Source organism: Anaerostipes sp. CAG:276, from assembly GCF_000432215.1.
GTDB lineage: Bacteria > Bacillota > Clostridia > Lachnospirales > Lachnospiraceae > Anaerostipes > Anaerostipes caccae.
The window spans coordinates 59,395-82,367 of sequence record NZ_FR889202.1 but is presented as its reverse complement, the minus strand read 5'-3'; the positions used below and the strand labels follow the sequence as shown (position 1 = coordinate 82,367).

21 protein-coding genes and 1 tRNA gene are annotated in these 22,973 nt (G+C 46.5%); 3 read left to right on the top strand and 19 right to left on the bottom strand.

What is annotated here, in order from left to right; translation table 11 throughout:
* Positions 1-89 precede the first annotated feature (89 nt).
* Positions 90-299: a DUF1858 domain-containing protein gene (locus QVP35_RS13540; protein ID WP_006567627.1), complete on the bottom strand. Its 210-nt coding sequence runs from the start codon at positions 297-299 to the stop codon at positions 90-92.
* Between the two features lie 208 nt (positions 300-507).
* Here QVP35_RS13540 and QVP35_RS13535 point away from each other — a divergent pair, with 208 nt between their 5' ends.
* Positions 508-678 (top strand): DUF362 domain-containing protein, encoded by a 171-nt coding sequence (locus tag QVP35_RS13535; protein WP_006567628.1) that lies wholly within the window; start codon positions 508-510, stop codon positions 676-678.
* Positions 679-734: 56 nt separating this feature from the next.
* On the opposite strand, the gene QVP35_RS13530 is transcribed toward QVP35_RS13535, so the two are convergent.
* The 18 genes from QVP35_RS13530 to QVP35_RS13445 form a co-directional block, all read right to left on the bottom strand.
* On the bottom strand, positions 735-1,274 hold the full coding sequence (locus tag QVP35_RS13530; RefSeq protein WP_006567629.1) for a MerR family transcriptional regulator: 540 nt from the start codon (positions 1,272-1,274) through the stop codon (positions 735-737).
* Between the two features lie 101 nt (positions 1,275-1,375).
* Positions 1,376-2,716 (bottom strand): replicative DNA helicase, encoded by a 1,341-nt coding sequence (dnaB, locus tag QVP35_RS13525; protein WP_006567630.1) that lies wholly within the window; start codon positions 2,714-2,716, stop codon positions 1,376-1,378.
* 5 nt (positions 2,717-2,721) lie between these two features.
* Positions 2,722-3,168: a 50S ribosomal protein L9 gene (gene rplI / locus QVP35_RS13520; protein ID WP_009289370.1), complete on the bottom strand. Its 447-nt coding sequence runs from the start codon at positions 3,166-3,168 to the stop codon at positions 2,722-2,724.
* Between the two features lies 1 nt (position 3,169).
* Entirely contained in the window at positions 3,170-5,236 is a 2,067-nt protein-coding gene (locus QVP35_RS13515; protein ID WP_009289371.1) for a DHH family phosphoesterase, read from the bottom strand.
* A 113-nt stretch (positions 5,237-5,349) separates the two neighbouring features.
* On the bottom strand, positions 5,350-5,604 hold the full coding sequence (rpsR, locus tag QVP35_RS13510) for a 30S ribosomal protein S18 (RefSeq protein ID WP_006567633.1): 255 nt from the start codon (positions 5,602-5,604) through the stop codon (positions 5,350-5,352).
* Between the two features lie 16 nt (positions 5,605-5,620).
* Entirely contained in the window at positions 5,621-6,073 is a 453-nt protein-coding gene (locus QVP35_RS13505; RefSeq protein WP_009289372.1) for a single-stranded DNA-binding protein, read from the bottom strand.
* A 27-nt stretch (positions 6,074-6,100) separates the two neighbouring features.
* A complete protein-coding gene (rpsF, locus tag QVP35_RS13500) occupies positions 6,101-6,388 on the bottom strand; it encodes a 30S ribosomal protein S6 (protein ID WP_022261262.1) in 288 nt (95 codons plus the stop codon).
* A 100-nt stretch (positions 6,389-6,488) separates the two neighbouring features.
* Positions 6,489-6,677: a DUF951 domain-containing protein gene (locus QVP35_RS13495; protein WP_006567636.1), complete on the bottom strand. Its 189-nt coding sequence runs from the start codon at positions 6,675-6,677 to the stop codon at positions 6,489-6,491.
* Positions 6,678-6,750: 73 nt separating this feature from the next.
* Positions 6,751-7,863 carry a peptidylprolyl isomerase gene (locus tag QVP35_RS13490; RefSeq protein ID WP_006567637.1) on the bottom strand — a complete coding sequence of 371 codons (1,113 nt, stop codon included), beginning with the start codon at positions 7,861-7,863 and terminating at the stop codon, positions 6,751-6,753.
* Between the two features lie 47 nt (positions 7,864-7,910).
* Positions 7,911-11,438, bottom strand: coding sequence for a transcription-repair coupling factor (gene mfd / locus QVP35_RS13485; RefSeq protein WP_006567638.1), 3,528 nt, complete (start codon positions 11,436-11,438; stop codon positions 7,911-7,913).
* Positions 11,439-11,464: 26 nt separating this feature from the next.
* Positions 11,465-12,037 carry an aminoacyl-tRNA hydrolase gene (gene pth, locus QVP35_RS13480; protein WP_006567639.1) on the bottom strand — a complete coding sequence of 191 codons (573 nt, stop codon included), beginning with the start codon at positions 12,035-12,037 and terminating at the stop codon, positions 11,465-11,467.
* A gap of 65 nt (positions 12,038-12,102) precedes the next feature.
* Positions 12,103-13,110, bottom strand: a complete 1,008-nt coding sequence (gene aroF, locus QVP35_RS13475) for a 3-deoxy-7-phosphoheptulonate synthase (protein ID WP_006567640.1) — start codon at positions 13,108-13,110, stop codon at positions 12,103-12,105.
* 344 nt (positions 13,111-13,454) lie between these two features.
* Positions 13,455-14,795, bottom strand: a complete 1,341-nt coding sequence (locus QVP35_RS13470; RefSeq protein WP_009289373.1) for an MATE family efflux transporter — start codon at positions 14,793-14,795, stop codon at positions 13,455-13,457.
* A gap of 3 nt (positions 14,796-14,798) precedes the next feature.
* On the bottom strand, positions 14,799-15,995 hold the full coding sequence (locus QVP35_RS13465; protein WP_006567643.1) for a dicarboxylate/amino acid:cation symporter: 1,197 nt from the start codon (positions 15,993-15,995) through the stop codon (positions 14,799-14,801).
* 191 nt (positions 15,996-16,186) lie between these two features.
* Positions 16,187-16,260 (bottom strand) — tRNA-Pro (locus QVP35_RS13460).
* 84 nt (positions 16,261-16,344) lie between these two features.
* On the bottom strand, positions 16,345-18,564 hold the full coding sequence (locus tag QVP35_RS13455) for a bifunctional diguanylate cyclase/phosphodiesterase (protein ID WP_009289374.1): 2,220 nt from the start codon (positions 18,562-18,564) through the stop codon (positions 16,345-16,347).
* Between the two features lie 79 nt (positions 18,565-18,643).
* Positions 18,644-19,243 carry an HAD family hydrolase gene (locus QVP35_RS13450; RefSeq protein ID WP_009289375.1) on the bottom strand — a complete coding sequence of 200 codons (600 nt, stop codon included), beginning with the start codon at positions 19,241-19,243 and terminating at the stop codon, positions 18,644-18,646.
* 20 nt (positions 19,244-19,263) lie between these two features.
* A complete protein-coding gene (locus tag QVP35_RS13445; RefSeq protein WP_009289376.1) occupies positions 19,264-20,094 on the bottom strand; it encodes a 4Fe-4S binding protein in 831 nt (276 codons plus the stop codon).
* A gap of 317 nt (positions 20,095-20,411) precedes the next feature.
* Here QVP35_RS13445 and QVP35_RS13440 point away from each other — a divergent pair, with 317 nt between their 5' ends.
* Positions 20,412-22,109, top strand: coding sequence for an ABC-ATPase domain-containing protein (locus QVP35_RS13440; RefSeq protein WP_009289377.1), 1,698 nt, complete (start codon positions 20,412-20,414; stop codon positions 22,107-22,109).
* Positions 22,110-22,450: 341 nt separating this feature from the next.
* Positions 22,451-22,973: MATE family efflux transporter (locus tag QVP35_RS13435; protein ID WP_288187928.1), on the top strand; the 523-nt coding region annotated here is incomplete at its 3' end.

Here is a 22,973-nt window from a genome sequence, read left to right as displayed (position 1 = left end):
ACTGAACAATATAAATCCGTGCAAAAAAAGAAGACAATCCCCAGAATCTCATCTGAGGGTTGTCCTCTAAATCTTACGGTGACAGGGTGTCAGGCCTGTTTTGTCTCCATATATTCATTCAGTCTGCCGAGAAGTTCATTTACATTCATTCCGTGCACAAAAGCAGCTTCTTCCAGTGTCTCTCCCTGTGAAGACGGGCAGCCCACACAGTGCATGCCGGATGCCATTAAAATAGCCGCGAAGTTTTCATCGATGGCAAGCAGGTCACCGATCACCATGTCCTTTGTGATTGTATTCATTTATAATACCTCCATTCTTAACAGTCGCCGTTCTTCTTCATAAATCCCTGAAGAAGAATCTTATTTAGTATAATACATTATAATTAAAAATACAATAATTCACCGGAATTCCCTTGATATTGTATATTAAGTATATTAAAATGAAAAGTACCTGGAAGGCGGGTCACCCGCCATTTCATACACAACTTTTTAAAGGAGGAATATAGATATGGCATATGTAATTTCAGACGCTTGTATCTCTTGCGGAGCTTGTGAAGGTACTTGCCCGGCAGGAGCTATCAGCGAAGGGGACGGACAGTACGTAATCGATGCAGATACATGCTTAGACTGCGGAGCTTGCGCAGACGGATGTCCAACCGGCGCTATCAGCCAGGAATAATCGATACATAAAAAGAGATGCCGAACGGCATCTCTTTTTTGTTTAAGAAAATTTTATTAATCGCGGTTTCTTTTTTTCTTCTTAAAAAAGAATCCTCTCTCTTTTGTAGCTGCAATCTCTTCTCTGCTCTGCTGCTGCAGACGGATCAGCTCGTCCAGCTTCTGGAATCTCTTTTCTTCCGATTCCTCCTTCTGACGGAACTGATAATCCATTTCCTTTGCCACCTGTCTGGTAACCTGATCGCCGATTTCCCGGCTCAGCTGATTTTTCTGTTCGTTTAAGGCCCGTCCCATAATCTTAACCATAACATTTTGGAACTGTTCCATTTTATCCTGCGGACCCACACTGCTCCCGCCTGCGGGAAAGGGAATGACATTCTTTGGCAGAGCCTCCTTGATTTCATCCATGCTCATACCCTCATCCCTCATATCACGGATCTTCATAAATGTATGTAATTCTTTTTCCCCATAGTAACGGTAGCCCTTGTCATTCCGCGGAATGTTAAGCTTCAGCTCTTCCTCCCAGGCCCTTAAAGTATAGGTTTCTAACCCCAATTCTTTGGCTGCTTCAGAAATCATTCGTCTTTTTTCCTTCATAAGTCCCTTCCTTTCTTCTTATTTATTATAAGGTGGGGGCTCTTTGCGGGACAAGAAAAACCGCCCTCTAAAAGACGACGGTTTCTATCATAATCTGCAGGCTACATCCTGACTCTCTCTTTATTTCCAAACTTCGTATACTGTCCTAACCAGACAAGTTCCACACTTCCTGTGGAACCATTTCTCTGTTTTGCCACGATGATCTCCGCAAGACCCTTCTTTTCAGAGTCTTCGTTGTAATAGTCATCCCTGTAGATAAACATAACGACATCGGCATCCTGCTCGATGGAACCGGATTCCCTCAAGTCGGAAAGGACAGGCTTCGGCGGTTTCCTCTGCTCCACCATACGGCTCAGCTGCGAAAGGGCGATGACCGGTGCATCCATCTCCCTGGCCAGCGCCTTTAGGGAACGGGAGATCTCGGAGATCTCCTGCTGTCTTGACTCAGACTTTTTCCCTCCGGACATCAGCTGCAAATAGTCGATGATGATCAGGCCCAGCCCGTAGGTCTGCTTATAACGGCGGCATTTGGACCTTAATTCCGCCACAGTAATACCCGGGGTATCGTCGATGATCAGAGGAGAACGCCCGATGGTCCCGGCACTTTCCATGATCTTCTCCCACTCAGTCTCCTGAAGCTCTCCGGTACGGATCGCCTGAGAGTCCACCATGGCCTCCATGGAGATCATACGGGTCACCAGCTGTTCCTTGGACATTTCCAGGCTGAAGATCGCTGTGGGAACCTGTTTCCTAACCGCAGCATGCTGGGCGATGTTTAAGACAAATGCAGTCTTACCCATGGCAGGTCTTGCAGCCACCATGATAAGCTCCGACGGGTGAAGGCCGGTCAGCTTAAAGTCAAGGTCATCAAACCCTGTGGCAACCCCGGTGATCCTTCCATCGGATGCCGCTGCCTCCTCTATGCTCTCCAGCGTATTTAACACAACCTGGTCAATAGAGACAAAATCCTCACGGCCGCTGGCTTCCTGCAAAAGTCCGAACACGTCTTTTTCCGTCTTTTCCAGGATCTGCGGAACCTCTTCCTTTCCGAGATAACAGTCCTTCGTGATCTCCTCCGTCACCCTGATCAGCTTCCGCAGGGTGGACTTCTCCTTCACGATCTGGGCATACTGCTTGGCGTTGGCAGACGTGGGAACCGCCTCCAGAAGATCCCTTATAAACTCCAGGCTTTTCATGGATTCCGGCACATCTTTTTCTTTCAGCTTATTCTGGAGAGTAACCAGATCTACAGGTTTCCCCTCCTTGTACAGTTCTGTCATCGATTCAAACAGAATCCCGTTCTGCTTCTGATAAAAATCCTCTTTGGTGACAATATCGGAAACATCAGCGATGGCATCCCTGTCCATGATCATAGCACCTATGACAGACTGCTCCGCCTCCATGCTGTTGGGTTGTATTTTCTTGATAAATGCCTCATCCATTGTCTTTATTTATCCTCTTGTACTTTTACCTTTAATGTGGCAGTCACTTTCGGGTGCACTTTCACCTCGATATTGTGTACCCCGAGTGTTTTGATCGGCTCTGTGTGCATCTTCTTTTTATCCAGATCATAACCCAGCTGTTTTTTGGCGGCCTCCGCAATCTCCTTCGTGGATACGGCACCAAAAGTTCTGCCGCCCTCTCCCACTTTCATCTTCAGGATGACTTCCTTCTCCCTGAGCTCTTCTGCAAACTTCTTCGCCTCTAAAAGCTTCTCTTTTGCCACCCTGTCTTCATTGGCCTTTTTAAGCTTCAGATCATTGACCGCTTTTTTGCTCGCTTCCACACCGAGTCCCTTGCGCAGGAGCACATTTCTTGCGTATCCGTCGTTAACTTCCACAATATCGTCTTTCTTTCCTACATTTTTTACATCCTGCAATAAAATCACTTTCATTTTATATGTCTCCTTCCTCTTTCATAAACTGCAGAGTCCCCTTGATGATCTGTTTTGCGTCATACAGGGACACATCCACCATCTGGGCACCAGCCACGGTCAGATGGCCTCCTCCTCCGAACTGCTCCATAATCTTCTGTACATTCACCTCGTCAATGGATCTGGCACTGACATAGACCCGCTCTTCCACGCCGGTCAGCACAAAGGATGCCTTGATCCCGTCAATGTCTAAAAGTTCATTGGCCACCTGGGCCCCGACCACCGTCGGACTGTCGATGCCAATCCCCACCAGAGTGGCAATGGCAAAGGAACCATACATAATCTCAGCATCACTCACCGCCTTCGCTCGGATTCTGTAAGAATCCATACTGGTCCTGGACATTTTCCGCACTTTATTTAAATCTGCCCCGCTCCGCTTCAGAAACGCCGCCGCCTCGAATGTCCGTACCCCTGTCTTATTGACAAAGTTATCGGTATCGATCAGCATGCCGAAGTACATGGCATTGGCTTCCACCGGGAGAAGTTTTGGTTTCGTAGTGATATACTGAAGCACCTCCGCCACCAGCTCACAGGTGGAAGAAGCGTAAGGCTCAATATAAGAGAGAACCGGATACTTGATCGTCTCTTTTCCCTTTCTGTGGTGGTCCAGGATGACGATTGTATTGGTCTGTTCCAGCAGATCTTCACACTCGGTGTAGCTTGCGTGATTTACGTCCACAACGATCAGCAGGGTGTTGTCATCCGTGATCTCCCTGGCCGTATCGCTGGAGATAAACATGTCCTCGTCGTATTCCTCACACGACAGCAGTTCTTCCATGATCGGTCGCACGGAAATTGTCACCTCGTTCATGACGATGTGGGCCTTTCTGCCCAATGAAAGCCCCAGGCGGTATAATCCCACCGCAGCCCCCATGGCATCCGGGTCGGGTATTTTATGGCTCATAATAACTACATTTTCTTTCGACTCAAGAAGTTCTCTCAATGCGTGGGCCTTGACTCTGGCTTTAACTCTCGTATTCTTCTCAACTACGGCGGCGTTCTCCCCGTAATAGGAAATATCCTCGCCGTCTTTGATCACCGCCTGATCGCCGCCCCGTCCAAGAGCCAGGTCCATAGCCGTGCATGCGGCCTCATAGTTTTCCTGGTAACTCTGACCATTGATCCCAAGGCTGATGCTCAGCGTCATATTACCGCTGCTTCCAAGATTTATACTCTTAACTTCCTCCAAAATGTGAAACTTCCCTGCCTTGACTTTCTCCAGATACTTTTGCTGAAAGATAATCAAATACTTATCTTTCTCCGTCTTTTTCACAATGCCGGAAATATTCTGAATAAATTTATTGATCTTCTGGTCTGTCAGCGCCAGAAGCATGGACTGTTTTACTTCATCCACGTTGTCCAGAAGTTCCTCATAATTATCAATGTAGATCAGTCCGACCACCATCCGCTGATTTTCGTTCTGCTCCATATACATCTTGAGCATGGTCTGGTCAAAGATATAGGCGGCAATCATCGACTGGTCTCTGAGCCACTGTTTTGACTTGCTCTCTGTCTCCTCATCAATGAGACTGTCCATCTGGATCCTCACGAATTCGATTTTGTAAAAGCAGGTCTTATCCTGATCCTTTTCCCGGCTCTCTCTCTTCACATGGGAGACTGCGTGATTCATCTCCGACGGAAGCAGGTTCTTGTCCAGTTCGGGGAACATCTGCTGAAGCTTGGAAATGTTCTTCCCGTCCAAAATCTTTTCAAATGCCTGATTATACCACATGATATCCCCGTCCCCGCCGATCAGCACATAGGGAAGAGGCAGCTCTTTGATCAAATGGTTCTGGACCCGGCTCTGCTCAAATAGAAAGTCCATCGTCTCCTGTGTCATCTTCTTCTTATAATACGGATAATAGATCACGGAAAACAAAAAGAAGATCAGTACAAAACAGGCCAGGATGATCCCGGACTTCACGTCAATGGAAAACACCAGAATGTCTGCCATCAAAAACAACAGTCCGGCCAGAACGGGCCAGACAATATCTTTGCTGACGCTTATACTTGTATTCTTATTTTTCATGATACGGCTCCTTAAACCTCGGATTCAAATATTGTATTTTTCATTATAGCATGACTGGCAGGCAAGGTCAAAAAAACCGCCATATCCATAGGGATACGGCGGCTTGTCTTTTATTAGTCCTGTGTGTAAGGCATTAAAGCGAGATGTCTTGCTCTTTTGATCGCGCTTGTGACAGCTCTCTGATGCTTTGCACATGTTCCTGTGATACGTCTCGGCAGGATCTTGCCTCTCTCAGAAACATATTTCTTTAATGTCGCTACGTCTTTGTAATCGATAACGGCATCGGCTTCTGTACAGAATGCACATACTTTTCTTCTTCTGCGTCCGCCTCTTCTCCTGTTCGGAGAATCACCTCTATTATAAGCCATGATTAAACCTCCTAATTTAACTAAATGGCAGTTCCTCTTCCAATCCGTCCGGAATGTTCATAAAACCGTCTCCTGCGGCCTGGCTCGGCTGCGGCGGTTTCGAAGGATTTGCTGTCTGCATTCCTCCTCCGTTATACTGGTCCGTTGCCGCTTTGCTCTCGCAGAAATCCTGTTCTTCTACAATAACATCGGTGGTATAGACCTTGATTCCGTCCTTGTTGGTGTAACTGCCTGTCTGGATTCTTCCTGAGATGACAATCTTGATTCCCTGGCGGAAATACTTCTCGGCAAATTCGCCGGCACGTCCAAATGCGACACAGTTGACAAAGTCTGCATCCGGTTCGCCATCCCTCTTGAATCTCCTGTTTACAGCTAAAGTATATCTTGCAACTGCCGTCGCTCTCTCACCCTGTGAGTATCTCACGTCCGGGTCTCTGGTAAGACGGCCCATCAAAATCACTTTATTCATATTGGATTCCTCCTGCCTACCAAAGTGTTAGGCATCCTGTTTTACGACTAAATAACGTAATACATTTTCTGTAATTCGAAGTTTTTCTTCTAAAACAGCCGGAACTTCTGTCTCTGCATCGAACTGGATGAAGTAGTAGTATCCTTCTTTCATCTTCTGGATCTCGTAAGCTAAACGCTTCTTTCCCCATTCATCGACATTCGTGATTTCAGCTCCTGCTTCTGTAATCATAGCTTTTGCTTTTTCCACTACTTCCGCTCTTGCTTCGTCTTCGATCTTAGCATTCACGACTAATGCGAGTTCATATTTACTCATGTTATCTGCACCTCCTTCTGGTCTTTTCGGCTCTTGATCTTCTGCCAAGAGCAAGGATAAATTTATATATCACAAGTTGATATGTTACCATAAATTCCTTTTAACCGCAAGCTTTTTTCACAAATCCCCTGAAATTCTTCTCCACGAGCTTCCTGGACACCATCACCTGACGTCCGCAGCCCATACATTTCAGCCGAAAATCCATGCCGACCCTCAATATCTCCCACTCGCTGCTCCCGCACGGATGAGGTTTTTTCATCTTGATTACATCACCGATCTGAAATTCCATACACTGCCTCCTTTTCTCAAATCTTTACGAAAAAGGCAGCCGGATCATGGGCTGCCTTTCACAAAGAGCTGTATTACTTTTTCTTCTCTGTCGTTGCTTTCTGCTTTGCTGTGGTTGTGGCTTCTGTGGTCGTCTTTTCGGTAGCTGTGGTCGTTGCCTTATACTTAAATGTGATCTTTTTCCACAGTTCCTGATCGATGCTCTTGTCATCGTCCCACTTCTTGTCTGCATCCTTCGTCCACTTTTTATATACCTTCTGGTATGCTTCCTGCTGTTTTTCCTGCAGAAGCGTACTCTTGGATGTGGCAAGCTCACTCTTTACATTCGGGTTGAGCATCTTGATGATGACATACGCATCGTCTGTCTCGACTACGCCGCTGACCTGATTCTTCTTTAATTTGGAAGCCGCATCTTCAAACTTGGTTCCGAGAACTGCTTTTCCCTTTGTGTAGCTTTCTTCGTTGTCTGTATCGACTTTATACTTTTTGGCTACTGCCTTGACGCTCTGGCCTTTCTTGATCGCCTTTAATGCTTCTTTGGCTTTCTTTAACTGAGCTGCCTTTTCTTTTGCAGTCATATTTACTTCTTTGCCGGTCTTGCTGTCTGTTTTCTTCGTTGTAAAAACAAGCTTGTATACTTTTACGGTCTTCGCTTCGTCGTCTGTCACTTTCACATCTGCCTTTTCGATGATCGCATTCATAACCTTCTGGGCAATCAGGTTTTCCTGCTGGATCTCTTTGATGTAATCTTTATCTGCCCCGGTCACCTTCATCACACGTTTTCCAAGTTCATTTTTAGTAAAAGATTTGACGGATTCGTCCAGCTGTTTCTTCTCATCGGAAGTTAGCTTTACCTTGTAGTCATCTGCGTGGTCAGCCAGTACTTTTACAGTCTTGATCTGGTTGATGACATTGTCTTTAATAGAATCCTGCATTGTGATCTTTTTGCCCTTTTTGTCGGTGCCGACCTGGGTAGACCACAGTTTATCTCCCAGATAAGATGCGTACTGCTGCTCTGCGCTGTACTGCATGATTCTGGCATATACATGGGCTTCCTTATAGGTCACCTCATTTCCTGCATATTCAAACAGCGTCTTGTCATCCTGCTTCTTACAGCCCGCTAATAAGGCCGCGCACAAAGCCATAACCGCCGCAAGACATACGATCTTCTTCGCTACACGTTTCATTCTTCGTTTCCTCCGTTTAATTTATTTCCATTTTGGATTATACTACATTACGATCTGATAATCAACGCATCCAATGAGTTCACACAATGTTCAATCTTTGATAGCCATGCGCTTTTCTTCGCGGATGAAAGATCCAGTACGAATACGGGATGCTCCCCGGCACTGACGGAGAGTTCCTTCGGAAATTCGCTCAGCACATCCGGGATCTTCTCTACCTGCACGTTTGCCTCCGGATTCATCTCAAAGGATACTTTCTCTCCCTTTTGTTTTACATCGGTCATATAGGCATGGTGAGCCATCGACTTCAGCAGGGCGATATGGAGCAGATTGACTACCGCTGCCGGCAGATCCCCGAAACGGTCCAGGAGCTCATCCTGCATATCTTCCAGCTCATCCTTCGTCTCGATGGCAGATATCCGCTTGTAAAGCTCCAGCTTCTCCACTTCGTTTCTGATATAGGCAGATGGAAGAAAGGCATCGATGTTCAGATCCAGTGTCGTGTCAAAATCAGTATCCTCTGAAAGTTCTCCTTTCAGCCTCAGCACCGCGTCGTTGAGCATCTTACAGTACAGATCATATCCCACCGCTTCCATATGGCCGGACTGCTCTTCTCCCAAAAGATTTCCTGCTCCCCGGATCTCCAGATCCCGCATGGCGATCTTGTATCCCGATCCCAGGTCCGTAAATTCCCGGATCGCCTGGAGTCTTTTCTCCGCTGTCTCTTTTAATAAAGTGTCCCTTTTGTACATTAAAAATGCAAATGCGTTCCTGTTGGAGCGTCCGACACGCCCCCTGAGCTGATATAGCTGGGAAAGTCCCAGCTGGTTGGCATCATGGATGATCATCGTGTTCACGTTCGGTATATCCAGCCCGGTCTCAATGATGGTCGTGGAGACGAGTACGTCGATCTCCTTTTCCATGAACTGCATCATAATATTTTCAAGCTCTCTTTCCCGCATCTGTCCGTGGGCAAAGGCCACTTTTGCATTTGGCAGGAGTTTCTGTAGCTCACTCGTGATCTCCGCAATGTTGTTGACCCGGTTATATACATAGTATACCTGACCGCCTCTCGTCATTTCCCGGTGGACTGCCTCTTTTACAAGCTCCTCGTTATACTCCATCACATAAGTCTGGATCGCTCTCCGGTCGTGGGGAGGTTCCTCCAAAATGCTCATATCCCTGATCCCGATCAGACTCATATGCAGCGTCCTGGGAATCGGTGTTGCGGAGAGAGAAAGCACGTCCACATCTTTCTTCATTGTCTTGATCTTCTCTTTATGTCCCACGCCGAAACGCTGTTCTTCATCGATGATCAAAAGTCCCAGGTCTTTGTACTTCACATCTTTGGAAAGAAGCCGGTGTGTCCCGATGACCACATCCACGATTCCTTTTTTCAGGCCTTCCATCGTCTCTTTCTGTTCCCTGGGAGTACAGAATCTGGACATCACCCTGACAGTCATCGGATAATTCTGAAAGCGCTCACAGAATGTATTGTAGTGCTGCTGGGCAAGGATCGTAGTGGGCACCAGATATGCCACCTGTTTTCCGTTGGTTACAGCCTTGAAAGCCGCCCGGATGGCAACTTCCGTCTTTCCGTATCCCACATCCCCGCAGATGAGCCGGTCCATGATTTTGGTGCTCTCCATGTCCCGCTTCACATCCTCTATGGCATTGAGCTGGTCCTGCGTTTCCTCATAAGGAAACATTTCCTCAAACTCTCTCTGCCAAACTGTATCTTTATCATAGACATACCCTTCTTTGGCCTGGCGGACCGCATACAGCTCCACCAGCTCTTTGGCGGTTTCCCGCACCTGGCCTTTGACCCGCTTGGTAGTCTTCTTCCACTCATTGCCTCCCAGCTTGTTAAGCCGGGGCTTCTTTGCATTGGCGCTGGCATATTTTGCGATCTGGTCCAGAGCAGAGGCAAGGATGAATAGATTGTCCCCGCCTTTATACTCGATGCTGATATAATCCTTCTCGACGTTGTTTACGGTGATTTTTTCAATACCCCGGTAGATTCCAACGCCGTGCTTTTCATGAACTACATAGTCGCCGATGGAAATATCCGCGAAGTTCTTTATCTTCTCTCCTTTTCCCTTAAAGGCGGCTTTCTTCCTGCGTTTTTCTTTCCTTCCGCTGAAGATATCACTCTCGGAGATCAGCACCCATTTCGTCTCCGGATATTCGATGCCGCTCTTTAATTTGCCCGGCGTGATAACGATCTGTCCGGGAACCATATCTTCTGAAGGTTTCTTATCGTATGTGACAGTCAGCCCGCTGTCTCTCATATCCTCGGCCAGGCGCTTTGCCCTGGTTACCGAAGGGGAGACAACAAGAATCCGATATTCTTTTTTCTGATATCTTTTCAGATCCTTGATCAGCTGTTCAAAGCTGTTGTTATAGGACTGTACCGACTTTGTCTCTATGAAAAACGTGTCTGTCACCTTCGCTGCCTTCACTTCAGATGCCAGTGAAGATAAAAAGGCCACCGGCTGTTTCAGCAGACGGTTCAGCGCCTCCTCAAAACAAGCTACCGTGTCCATCTGTCCAGGCAGCAGATATCCGGCCTCCAGACGGCTTTTCATGCTCTCCGTAAACTCCAGGAAAAAGCCCCGTCCTCTCTCTTCCACATGCTGCGGCTCATCCACATAGACCGCGGTATCTTTCGGGAAATAGTCGAGAAAACACACCAGCCGGTCATAAAAATACGGCAGATATCCTTCCACTCCGATGAGCATGGAAAGTTCCGAGAGTTCTTCTCTGATCCTCTGGTATTCCTTCGTGAGTCTGACCTCTTTGTCCGTCTCAAAGGCTTTATGAAACGTCTCTTTCAAATCCTGATATTCGGCCTCGATCTTTTTCAGTCCCTGTGAGATCCGTTCTTCGCTTAAAACAATCTCCGTGGCAGGATAGACAGTCAGACTCTTTACTTCTTCAATGGACCGCTGACTCTGGGCATCAAAACTGCGGATCGAATCGACCTCTTCCCCCCAGAGTTCAATTCTGTACGGACAGTCCGAAGTAAACGGATAAATGTCGACGATCCCGCCTCTGACCGCAAATTCTCCGGCCGCCTCTACAAACGGAGTCCTCTCATACCCCATAGCGGTAAATTTTTTCGTAATATCCTGTTCGGAAACCTCTGTCTCCAGGCTGATCATCACCCGGTTTTTCTTGATCTCCGCAAGAGGTACAACCCGGTCCATCAGGGCGTCGACAGACAGGACAAAGACGCCTCCCTGTCCCTTGATAATACTCTCGATCCCCCTGAGCCGCTCTTTTGCGATGGCATTTCCGTGGACGTCAGCGCTGTAAAACAGCGGGTCTTTGGCAGGAAAGTAGACGGCGTCTTCTCCGAAGAACCGATAGTTTTCCACCCACTCCTTGGCCTTATTCTCATCTGCTGTCACGATCACTTTATAGCTGCCGCGCTTCTTTTTTCCTCTCAGTGCACTGACCAGATGGGCTTTTGCCCCGTCCGTGCATCCGGACACTAAAACAGGGCCCTGATTGTTCTCAAGGCCTGTTTTTATCTGTTCAAACACTGCATCATTCTCAAAAATATGATCTAACACGTCTCATTCCTTACTTTCTGCTGCGGTTACTTCCTCGCTTTTTTATTATATTGGTTCATTGCCCCGGATATGTCATCCATCACCATAAGTTTTACCGCATCGTCCACATCCGGAAACACATCATCATAAATTTCTATCTCACCTTTGGAGAAATGGCCCAGCACATAATCTGCCAAATCGTATCCCTTGGGCTTTTCTCCCACGCCTATTTTTATCCGCGGAAAATCCATGCTTCCCAGATGGCTGATAATGCTCTTGATCCCGTTATGGCCTCCGGCGCTTCCCTTTCTCCTGATCCTGAGCTGCCCCACATCCAGAGAAATGTCATCGAATATTACGATAAAGTCTGAAGGCTCCAGCTTGTAAAAGTCCATGACTCCCCGGAGGCTCTCCCCGCTTAAGTTCATAAAGGTCTGCGGCTTTACAAGCAGTACTTTCTGCCCTCCTAAGTATCCGCTTCCGATGAGTGCCTTATGCTTTTTTGAAGAAATTTCTATCTGGTTTTTCCCGGCAATATAATCAATGGCTGCAAAGCCGATATTATGTCTGGTCCGTTCATACTGCCTTCCGGGATTGCCCAGTCCGACGATTACTTTCATTTTGCTGCTCCTTTGTCCTGATTCCTTTTCTTTTCAAATAAGTCTGGAACCAGTATAACAAAAGATTATAAATTTTGAAAGAAGTCTCTTGTTTTCGTCACCTTCTGCATCATATGGTCAAATTCTTCCGGTGTCAGTGACTGCGGTCCGTCGCAGAGCGCTTTCGCCGGATTATTGTGTACCTCTACCATCAGGCCGTCAGCACCCGCTGCGATGGCGGCAAGAGCCATAGGCTCTACCATGAAACGGATGCCTGTGGCGTGAGAAGGATCTACGATGACCGGCAGATGAGATTTCTTCTTAATCATCGGAATAGCCGACAGATCCAGTGTGTTTCTCACCGCAGTCTCGTAAGTTCTGATCCCCCGCTCACACAAAATCACATTCTCGTTTCCCCCTGCCATGATATACTCGGCACTCATAAGCCATTCGTCTATGGTGCAGGCCATCCCTCTCTTTAAAAGAACCGGTTTGTCAATCTTACCAAGTTCTTTCAGCAGTTCAAAGTTCTGCATATTTCTTGTTCCCACCTGGATCAGGTCCACGTCCTCGAACAGTGAAAGGTGGCTGGCATCCATGATCTCTGTCACCACAGGAAGACCCGTGGCTTTTTTAGCCTCCAGCAAAAGCTTGAGCCCCTCATCGTGGAGTCCCTGGAAAGCGTAAGGTGACGTCCTCGGCTTAAATGCTCCTCCGCGCAGAAGACCTGCTCCTGCTTCCTTTACCTTCTGTGCCACTTCTGTCATCTGCTCTTTCGTTTCAATAGAGCACGGCCCGGCAATCACCTGAAACTCTCCCCCGCCTATCTTTACTCCTCCAATATCTACAGCCGTGTCATTCGGGTGAAACTTCCTGTTTGCCTTCTTGTATGGTTCCTGAATCCGCTGCACGGTCTCCACAATGTCATTTGCCATCACGTGGTCCACATCGACCTTGGAGGTATCCCCAATCAGCCCTAAAAGCTGTGTATTAATTCCTGCGGATTCATGAATGGCAAAACCCTGGGATACCATCTCCTCCTTTAATGCCTCTATCTGCTGCTTCCTGGCGTCACTCTTTAAAATAATGATCATTGAATTTTTCCTCCTTGAAAATAAAATGGATATTTGCCTTGACTGCTGCAATGCGGTAAATAAAAAGGACCTGTATCCCACTACAAGAATACAGGTCCTAAAAATGAACTTTACCGACGATGTTTCTACCGGGTTTCAGGAGATGATTCATTGTAGCGCAAAAAGCCGGGATTAAAATAATAACCCCAGAAATAAAATGAAAAACCATATGTATTTGTCATTTTACCTTTTGCTGACATGAGAATCTCCTGATATTGATGCTTTCGTTCTGAATTAATAACTTTTGTCTATCAAACCAATAGCTTATATCTATTAATTTACACGATTGTCTCATCCTTGTCAAGTTAAATCGTCCTGTACTGCCACTTACCTCTTATGTACCGGATAAAGAAAAGCACGGCCCGTACAGCCCAGTCCAGTGTCATTGCCACCCAGACTCCAAACACTCCCCATCCGAGCCATTTGCCGAGGACAAAGCTGAAAAAGATCCGGAAGATCCACATGGAAATAATCGCGGTGACCATCGTGTACTTTACATCATTGGACGCCCTGAGAATATTGGGCAAAGTGAAGGAAACCGGCCAGACTGTCACACAGCACAGCGTGTGGTACAGCAGGATCTTCCTCGTAATGGCCGCGGTCTCCGGCGACAGATGATATGCCCGGATGATCACGGGAAGCATGGCAACAATGAACAGGTTAAACACAATCAGGGAAGCGTATGCGATCTTTAACAGTTTTTTTGTATAATACCGGGCCGCCTCATAATCGCTGGCACCTACACATCTGGATACAACCGTCAGCACTGCAAGCCCTACGGCCATTCCCGGGATGATCTCAAACATAGCCACCATGTTGCTAACCGCATTGGCCGTGATAGATGCGGTCCCAAACCCGGCCACCAGACTTAAAACAAGGATCTTTCCAAGCTGAAACATACTGTTTTCCACTCCGTTGGGGACGCCGATCTTCAAAATTCTGCTGACCAAAAAGCCTTTGAATTTGAAATGAAAATTTCTGCTGATATGGACTGCCTGATTCCTGTTTTTCAAAAGCACAAGAATCACTGCCGCAGCGATTACCCGGGATACCAGCGTAGGAATTGCCGCTCCTTCCACGCCCATTCCCACACCGTAGATCAGGGCAGCGTTGCCTATGATATTAATGGCATTCATAAAGAGTGACATCTGCATGGCTGTCTTTGAGTTCCCCATAGTCCTGAACAAGGCCGCACATCCGTTGTAAACTGCCAGAAACGGAATCGACGCTGTCACGATCAGAAGATAAACTTCCGCACTGTGCATAACGGCCGGCTCAATAGCCCCAAAAACTCCGTGAAGGATAAAGCCTCTCATAGCATAAATACCCGCCATGATCACCAAAGCCAGAGCTGAGATAAATAAGATCAGCTGATCTGCGGTCTTGCAGGCCATCACATGCTTTTTCTGTCCCAGATACTGGCCTGCCACCACGGCTCCCCCGGTGGCCAGTGCCGAAAACATGTTGATGAGAAGAATCATGATGCTGTCCACCAGAGATACCCCTGAGACCGCCGCCTCTCCCACACTGGAGATCATAATGGAATCGGCAAGACCCACGGTCACCGTCAGAAGCTGTTCGATGATCAGCGGAATGATTAGTTTTTTCAAATCCTTGTTGGTAAAAAGTACCTCTCTTTTTTCCATCCCCTATTTCTTTTCTCCGTTTTTTCTGTCGATGCTGTCGACCATATAAGCGATTGCCTGATCTCCCGTTATATTGCAGGCCGTCCCAAAGCTGTCCTGGGAAAAGTGAAGAGAAATGATCAGCTGGCTCATCGGATCTGTAAAATGAAGCATAGATTTGATGAGGCCCAGAGCCGCCATGACTCCGCCTCCGGGAACTCCCGGAGCTGCCACCATAGTAATACCCAGCATAAAAATGAACGGCAGGAACATGGACAATGTCGGTGTCAGTCCGTTGGCGAGCATTATGCCCATGGAACCGATCACCAGACAGATCGTATCTCCGGAGAGATGGATCGTTGCACATAACGGGATGACAAAGTCTGCAATATCTTCTGAAACACCGCTGTCCTTACTGCTTTCAAGGTTTACCGGGATCGTGGATGCAGAAGACTGTGTACCCAGTGCCGTAAAATACGCCGGCGCGATGCCTTTTAAATTCTTAAACTTATTCTCCTTCGTAAACAGTGTGGATATCAAAAACTGAAATGCAATGTAAAGCCACTGAAAGATCAGGATCATCACATACAGTTTAACAAACATCTTTATGGTCGGAAGCAGCTTCCCTTCGGCTGCTATTTTACTGAACAGCCCTGCCACGTAAAATGGGATCATTGGTATGATGATCTTGTTTAATGTCTTGGTGATGATCTCCTGAAGATCTTTTAAACAGAGCAGCAGCGTATCATTTTTACTGTTTGCGATTCCAAGTCCCAAAAGGAATGCCAGGATCAGAGCCGTCATAACTCCGAACACCGGGTCAGCCTGGATCGCAAAAATGGCTTCAAAAGATCTGGTCTGAATCTCACTGCCAGTGATCCGGTGAATCAGTGAAGGAAGAAGTGCCTTTCCCACAAAAAAAGCACTGATCCCTGCGATCACCGTAGATGCGTATGCGAGCAGAAGAGTTACCCCAAACAGCTTGTTGGCCTTCTTACCCAGGTCGGCCAGTCCTACGGCCACAAAAGAAAGGATCAGCAGCGGAATAATAAAATTTAAAAATGTACTGAATAATGTAGTAAAAGTAACAAAAAGACGGATTACGCCTTTAAAGATAAACGTATCCCCGACGCCAAATATATCTCCGGCAGAGCCGATCAGCATACCCGCTGTGATTCCGATCAGCAGCCGGGTCAGCAGGCCTAATTTTTTCTTCTTCATATAAAATAATTCTCCCTATTTTTCTTTGTTCTGAACGGCAGAAAACAGTCTGCCCCACAAAATACTATTATACGACGTGAAAAAAAAGATAACAAGGGGCACCAGGATTTTCAAAAAACAAAGTGGGAAAGGCTCAGAACTTTTCTTTGAAAATGAAAAAGCACCAGACCTTCGTCTGATGCTTTCAGCAGTCGGGGCAACAGGATTTGAACCTGCGACCTCGTAGTCCCGAACCACGCGCTCTACCAAGCTGAGCCATGCCCCGCTTTTGCTATTATATTACGTCTGGCCCCAAAATGGAAGAGGAAATTTCATTTTTTTTTAAAATTATTGTATATTTTTCTGTACTTTATTTTTCCGTATTCAATAATGCCTGAAAATCAGAGCCCGGCATTGGCTTTGCAAAATAATAGCCCTGGATTTCATCGCACTTCATCTTCCTCAAAAACTCATACTGCTCCTCTGTCTCGACTCCCTCTGCCGTGAGACGGATGCCCAGGCCCCTCGACAGATCGATAATGCTTCTTATGATCTTCTCTCCTTTGCTGTCCCCGATATCGTCCACAAAGCTTTTATCAAGCTTCAGCACATCAATCGGCATGGAGCCAAGCATTGTCATGGAAGAGTAGCCCGTTCCAAAGTCATCCATAAGCACAGAAAAACCAATACTGTGAAGTTCATCTATAATATTTCTCAGCAGCACCTCATCCTCTGACATGACACTTTCCGTAATCTCCAGCGGGACCAGCTTCGGAGAGATCTCATACTCTCTGAGGATATCCTGATATTTGTTAATAAACGAACTATAAAAAATATTATACCGGGACAGATTGACCGATACCGGCACGGCCCTTCGTCCCTGGTCGATCCACTCCCTCTGCTGCCGGCAGACTTCCCGGAACATAAATTCATCCAGTCCCACAATCAGTCCATTTTCCTCAAACACAGGAATAAAATCCGTCGGCGGAATAATCCTGCCGTCCCCGGTGTTCCACCGCACCAGTGCCTCCGCTCCTGCCAGTTCTTTTGTCTCTGTATCATACTTGGGCTGGAAATAAGCACAGAATTCATGATGGGCAAGAGCAGTCTCCATCCTGTCTTCCATCTCTTTGTTGTGAATGATCCTGCTTTTCAGTTCTTCATTATAGAAAGCGTAGTAGCTGTGGATCTGATTTTTTACCGTAGCCTGAGCAATAAGCGCCATATCTGACATGGAATCCACGGACATGCTCCGGTCAGACACAAGATAAATACCGATGCTCGGCTTTATTTTGTAGTTCATATTCTTTATCTTCCGGATCTGGCTGCAGAACTTATCCAGTCTCTTGAGCAGTTCTCCTTCGGAGTGATAATGCATGAGTGCCACAAACCGGTCTGCTTCCCTGTGTGCAGCCAGCTCACCTTCGCAGAGCATATCGCCCCATAATTTCCATATGAGACGTATGATCTCATCTCCCATTTTAAATCCGAACAGGTCGTTGACTAGCTTAAACCGGTCAATATCCATGCAAAGAAGCGCCATTTTTGCCGTATCCTTTTCAAGTGCGTTCTCTGCTTTCAGACAGAAGGCCTTATAATTATCTCCACCTGTTATGACATCCGTGTAGGCGATTTCCATGAGTCTTGTCTGTTTCTTCTTTTCAGATCTGACAATATAAATCAAAAGAAGAAGGAAGACCGCAACAACGATTCCTGACTGCACATAGTTCAGCTTCATGATGTTCATAGTTTTTGTGTTGGCAACTTCCATAGGCACAACTGTCAGGAGATACCAGTCATTAATCCCGGTGGGGGTATAATACATATATTTTTTTTCTTTGTTTATAAACTCAATATAACCTTCTTTTTGCTTTTTTAATGCGTACTTTAACTTATGAGAAGCTTGTATATTTTGGTCTGAAGCGGACTGAAGGGCTTTGAAAATATTGGTCATTCTCTGAAAACTATTCTTGTTGTCTGAGTCGACCACTACATCTCCGTCCCTTTTTACAACGTATGTATATCCTTCCCCGTAGTAGGTGGAAATCGACAGAGCTTTCTTAAAGTCATCCGTACGGTAAGCCGCATACAGTACGGCCAGTACTTTCTTGTTCCGGATGATCGGGGTACTGTAAACGTTGATTTTGGGCCTTTGGGGGTCCAGACGGTCGGTCAGCGTCCCGGAAATCGAAGAAATCCCCTTTAATCCTGACTGAAAGTATTCCCTGTCTGAAAGATTGCCTTCTTTGCGGTCACTTGTGTAGACTTTTCCATTGACAAGGATGATGCCCATCCGCTTAAACTGATACTTCTCTGTAACTTTCTGAAAGCTCTCTGCGAGCTTCTTCGGATCTTTCAGCCTCTTTTCACTGATCTCATTGGAGATCCCATCCAAAAGATTAATCTCACTGAGAATCTCTTTTCTCAGAATCTTGACACTCTGGCCTGATACCTCGTGAAGTGAACTTATCACTTCATTTTCCAGATTGCTGTGAAGTACACGGGAATACACATAGAGAGAAGAAAACAAACCCAAAGACAGCACAACTATAAAAAGCAGAATTCTTTTCATCACAGAACTATCTTTCATCTAAGGCTCCTCCTCTCTTATCGCAGATTATTGTTATATGATTATAAATCATATTGTATACCCGGCACAATCCTTATTTTCAGATACCGAGTTCTGCAAGTTTCTCTTTCGTCTGTTCCCTGCTTTCAAATACAATCCCCTTGTATCCATATTTTTCTGCCGCAAGAATATTTTCTTCCAGGTCGTCAATAAAAACCGACTCTTCCGGGCAGATTCCATATTTATCTTCCAAAACCTTAAAAATCTTCCGCTCCGGCTTTACAGACAATGCCTCAAAGGATATGACCTTTCCGTCCGCCTCTGTGATAAATGAAAATGGCTTCTCCCTATTCTCAAAGGCTGTCTTTCCGTAATTGCTCAGAATATACACGGAATAACCCGCCGCTTTCAACTCCCTGATCCAGCTTGATGCATAAGAGTATTCTTCGGTCATCTCATGAATGTGCTCATAGAGCAGGTCAATCTGATCTTTATATTCCGGCGCCAGCGAATAGAATCCTTCTATAATTTCCCGGTCCGGCATGCGGCTCCGGTCAAACTCTACCCAGTACGGCCCTCTCACGGTCGCATCAGCCATACGCTCAAATACTTCTCCTTCAAAACCCAGCCTCAAAAATAATCTCTCCCACCCAAAATCTGCAAGAACATTTCCTATATCAAATATCACATTTTTAATCATCCGTTCCTCCCGTTATGTATTCAGAAAAAAATCTCAGGCTCAGCCCTTGTTGTATACTGTTCTTCCAATTCCGTCTTATGGTACAGATATCCTTCATCCTCATAATATTTTGCATGTTTCGGGCACTTCTTGATACAGGCCCCGCATTTGATGCAGATCCCGTCCACTGTGCCAACATCCTCACGCCGTATAGAACCCATGGGACAGACTTTTGCACAAATCCCACAGCCGTCACACTCCCCGGAGGTTAAGGGCTTTACTTTTCTGATGTCAATGAAATTTCCTTTTCTGTCCCTGGGCTGGTAATATCCCCTGTATGGCTTCCGGGTGCCTTTCACGTATACCGGACAGCTGTAATCTTCTTTTTCAGTCCTCCTCAAACGTTCACAGAGTCCAAATGCAAACTCCCTTATAAGGCTCACATCCCTGTTGTCCGGCCGTCCACTGCCCAGGATTTCCGAAAAAGAATGTTCACCCACGAAGGCTGCCGCTGCCACAGTATGAAACCTGCTCTGCTCTAAAAGATCCCGAAGCTCGATCAGGGCATCGTCATAGTTTCTGTTGCCGTAAACCGTAACCGGCACCGCACAGGCATGACTGCCCTTGAGATGCTCCTGCAGAAAGCCAAGCAGAACATTGGGCACTCTGCCCGCATATACCGGTGTCCCGAAGATCACAAGATCACGCGGTCCAAAAACAAGAAGATCCTTTCTTGCAGCAGGCAGCGTAAAGTCATATTCACAGTACTCTGCACGCAGTGTCCGGGCCGCCTCCCCGGCTAAAACCGTCACAATTTTTTTTGTTGTATCTGTGGCGCTGAAATAAACTGCCCAGACTCTATCAATTTCCATTGGCCAATCCTCCTTTCATCTATTATATCAACTGCACACAGTGTTTGCCATTGAAAGAAAAAAATACTTGGACCAGATTGACTGACTGAAATAATCGTGGGATACTTATGATGACATTTTCCACATGATTTCCGTTCGGCTCTTAGAATGCCTCACTCCAATCATGTAGAAAATGGATGTAATGTCTGCTGGAGCAGGCTACATCGAGACAAAAGGTGCCATCTGCGATAGTTTTTCTTTATTATCGGAAGGCGACCTGTTAAGAGCCGACTGGAGATAATGGAGAAAAACTCATATTTTGAAAGGTGATAGAACGTATGAAGACTTCAGATGATTTAAGATCGCTGTTAGAGCGCATCGACCATAAAGGCTATCCTGCCTATAAAGACACCAGAGGGAGCTACCGGTTCGGCGGCTATACCCTGCATATTGACCATGTACAGGGAGATCCCTTTGCCTCCCCTTCCAAAGTGAGCATCAGTATTTCCGGCAGAAACGCGGGATTTCCTTCCCGGCTGTTTGATCTGCCCCATAAGCGGATCGCACTGCAGGACTATCTGACCCGCGTTTTCGGAGGGAAACTGGAATCCTATAATTTTAAGGCAAAGGGTTCTGGAAAAAGCGGACTCATTTCCGTCAGCAGATGCGGACAGGAGATTCTGGAACGGACCGCCCTGTCCATCCATCCCGAGTCCGGTGATATCTCTGTCCATTTTGAGATCGGCTTTCCCGCCAGAGGCCGGACCATCGCCGCTTTTGAGCTGATCAAAATCCTGTTTGATTTTCTCCCCGAATGCGTTTTGTCTTCCTTCTATTATAAGAAGCTTAACGCAGGCGCCCTCGAAGATGTGTTAAGCCTTGCCGAAGATCAAAAATATATCCGGGACCAGCTTCCCAAGCTGAATCTATGTGCTTTTGTGGCCGACGGTTCTGTCCTCCCAAGGGAGAGCGGTGTATCCTCCCGTCCGATGAGGCAGGCTGTGGCCTTCCACTCGCCGGACTCCCTGAAAGTTACATTAAATCTTCCTCATCGCGGCCCCCTCTCCGGTATGGGAATCCCAAAAGGCATTACCCTGATCGTAGGCGGGGGATACCATGGGAAATCAACGCTGCTGAAGGCATTGGAATTAGGTGTCTACAACCATATAAGAGGTGACGGCCGCGAATATGTCATCACCGATGACACAGCGGTAAAACTCCGCGCAGAAGACGGACGCAGCATCAAAAATACAGACATATCTCTGTTTATCAACAATCTTCCCAATGGAAAAGATACAGTTTCTTTCTCAACGGAAGATGCCAGCGGCAGCACCTCCCAGGCGGCCAATGTAATTGAAAGTATGGAGGCCGGAACTTCTCTCTTCCTCATTGATGAAGACACCAGCGCTACCAACTTTATGATCCGTGATGAACTGATGCAGAGAGTGGTCCACAGGGATCATGAGCCTATCACACCGTTTATCGAGCGGGTCCGGGGCCTGTATGAAGACCACGGTATTTCTTCCATCATCGTGGCGGGAAGCTCCGGGGCCTATTTCCAGGTTGCCGACCACATTTTACAGATGGACCGTTATATGCCAAAGGAAATTACAGACTTTGCAAAAGAGGAGTCCAAAGCCTTTCCGTTGGTAACACTTCCGAATGAAAAGCCGGACAGCCCTTCTTTTCACCGTGTCGTAAAACCCAGCCGTACATCCCCAAAAAACGGCCGGAATAAAATAAAAACTCTCGGAAAAGATGCCTTCCAGATCAACAAAGAGACCGTGGACCTGCGGTATGCAGAACAGATCTGTGACTCTGAACAGACAACAGCTCTCGCCTATGCTATGCTTTATGCCCAGCTGCATCTGATCGACGGCAAAAGAGACCTGTGCCAAATCGCAGAGGAACTTTTAGCTCTCATCAATGACAAAGGGCTTGCGGCGATCCTTGACAGCGGATATGTAAAATCCAATCTGGCAATGCCGCGAAAACAGGAAATCTATGCAGCATTTAACCGTTACCGAAAGCTTTAGGCATTTTTGTGAAGCTCTTGACACAGAAAGCTGAGACATTTATAGTTATCTTATCAGTGGAAAGAAAGGGTGAGTACAATGATATTCGGAAAATTATGTATTGATGATAGCTCCATACAATTTATTTCTTCAAAACATTGTACGGAGCCTTAAAATATGAACACGCATTTTAAGCGCTGATGAATTCATTGGCATTTCTTTCTATGCTTTCATAAACAAAAATTAAAGGATATTTGGGCAGCGGACAATGTTTTGTCTGCTGCCTTTTGTATTTTTTGACTTTATAAGCAGAGGGCACACCTTGCGGTTCTGTCCTCTGCGTTTTTGAAAGGAACATGAAAATGAAAGAAAAACAAAACCTGACCAGTGGAAATATCACAAAAAATTTAGTTCTGTTTGCTCTCCCTCTCCTGTGGGCTAATCTGCTCCAATCCTTTTACAGCATTGCGGATATGTTTGTCGTGGGAAGGACCGTGGGCCAATCAGGGCTTGCCGCTGTGAGCAATGCCTCAATGATCTGTTTTATCATCAACTCTTTCTGTCTGGGAATCACTATGGGCGGGACTGTTCTGATTGCTCAGCTGAAAGGGGCCGGTGACAGAAAAGGACAGACGGAAACAGTCGGAACGCTTTTTCTTGTTACCTTTATCGCTTCATTTGTTATAACTATATCGGGGCTTATTTTCTGCAGGCCTCTCTTCATCTTATTAAAGGTTCCTGCCGCTGCAATGCAGGATGCATGCGCATACATGAAGATTATCTGCTGTGGAACTATTTTTATATTTGGATATCACGCAGTCTGCTCCGTCATGAAGGGCCTCGGGGATTCTAGGAGTCCGCTTTGTTTTGTCACAGTGGCTGGGG

What these genes read in the sequence shown, in the direction of transcription:
- QVP35_RS13495 (WP_006567636.1), bottom strand. Translation starts at nt 6,677, where the DNA reads ATGGAATTTCAGATCGGTGATGTAATCAAGATGAAAAAACCTCATCCG.
- QVP35_RS13455 (WP_009289374.1), bottom strand. Translation starts at nt 18,564, where the DNA reads ATGAAAGATAGTTCTGTGATGAAAAGAATTCTGCTTTTTATAGTTGTG.
- QVP35_RS13450 (WP_009289375.1), bottom strand. Translation starts at nt 19,243, where the DNA reads ATGATTAAAAATGTGATATTTGATATAGGAAATGTTCTTGCAGATTTT.
- QVP35_RS13540 (WP_006567627.1), bottom strand. Translation starts at nt 299, where the DNA reads ATGAATACAATCACAAAGGACATGGTGATCGGTGACCTGCTTGCCATC.
- QVP35_RS13445 (WP_009289376.1), bottom strand. Translation starts at nt 20,094, where the DNA reads ATGGAAATTGATAGAGTCTGGGCAGTTTATTTCAGCGCCACAGATACA.
- rpsR (WP_006567633.1), bottom strand. Translation starts at nt 5,604, where the DNA reads ATGGCTTATAATAGAGGTGATTCTCCGAACAGGAGAAGAGGCGGACGC.
- QVP35_RS13465 (WP_006567643.1), bottom strand. Translation starts at nt 15,995, where the DNA reads ATGAAGAAGAAAAAATTAGGCCTGCTGACCCGGCTGCTGATCGGAATC.
- QVP35_RS13530 (WP_006567629.1), bottom strand. Translation starts at nt 1,274, where the DNA reads ATGAAGGAAAAAAGACGAATGATTTCTGAAGCAGCCAAAGAATTGGGG.
- rplI (WP_009289370.1), bottom strand. Translation starts at nt 3,168, where the DNA reads ATGAAAGTGATTTTATTGCAGGATGTAAAAAATGTAGGAAAGAAAGAC.
- QVP35_RS13470 (WP_009289373.1), bottom strand. Translation starts at nt 14,795, where the DNA reads ATGGAAAAAAGAGAGGTACTTTTTACCAACAAGGATTTGAAAAAACTA.
- pth (WP_006567639.1), bottom strand. Translation starts at nt 12,037, where the DNA reads ATGAAAGTAATCGTCGGACTGGGCAATCCCGGAAGGCAGTATGAACGG.
- QVP35_RS13505 (WP_009289372.1), bottom strand. Translation starts at nt 6,073, where the DNA reads ATGAATAAAGTGATTTTGATGGGCCGTCTTACCAGAGACCCGGACGTG.
- QVP35_RS13490 (WP_006567637.1), bottom strand. Translation starts at nt 7,863, where the DNA reads ATGAAACGTGTAGCGAAGAAGATCGTATGTCTTGCGGCGGTTATGGCT.
- QVP35_RS13515 (WP_009289371.1), bottom strand. Translation starts at nt 5,236, where the DNA reads ATGAAAAATAAGAATACAAGTATAAGCGTCAGCAAAGATATTGTCTGG.
- aroF (WP_006567640.1), bottom strand. Translation starts at nt 13,110, where the DNA reads ATGATCATTATTTTAAAGAGTGACGCCAGGAAGCAGCAGATAGAGGCA.
- rpsF (WP_022261262.1), bottom strand. Translation starts at nt 6,388, where the DNA reads ATGAGTAAATATGAACTCGCATTAGTCGTGAATGCTAAGATCGAAGAC.
- QVP35_RS13535 (WP_006567628.1), top strand. Translation starts at nt 508, where the DNA reads ATGGCATATGTAATTTCAGACGCTTGTATCTCTTGCGGAGCTTGTGAA.
- QVP35_RS13440 (WP_009289377.1), top strand. Translation starts at nt 20,412, where the DNA reads ATGAAGACTTCAGATGATTTAAGATCGCTGTTAGAGCGCATCGACCAT.
- dnaB (WP_006567630.1), bottom strand. Translation starts at nt 2,716, where the DNA reads ATGGATGAGGCATTTATCAAGAAAATACAACCCAACAGCATGGAGGCG.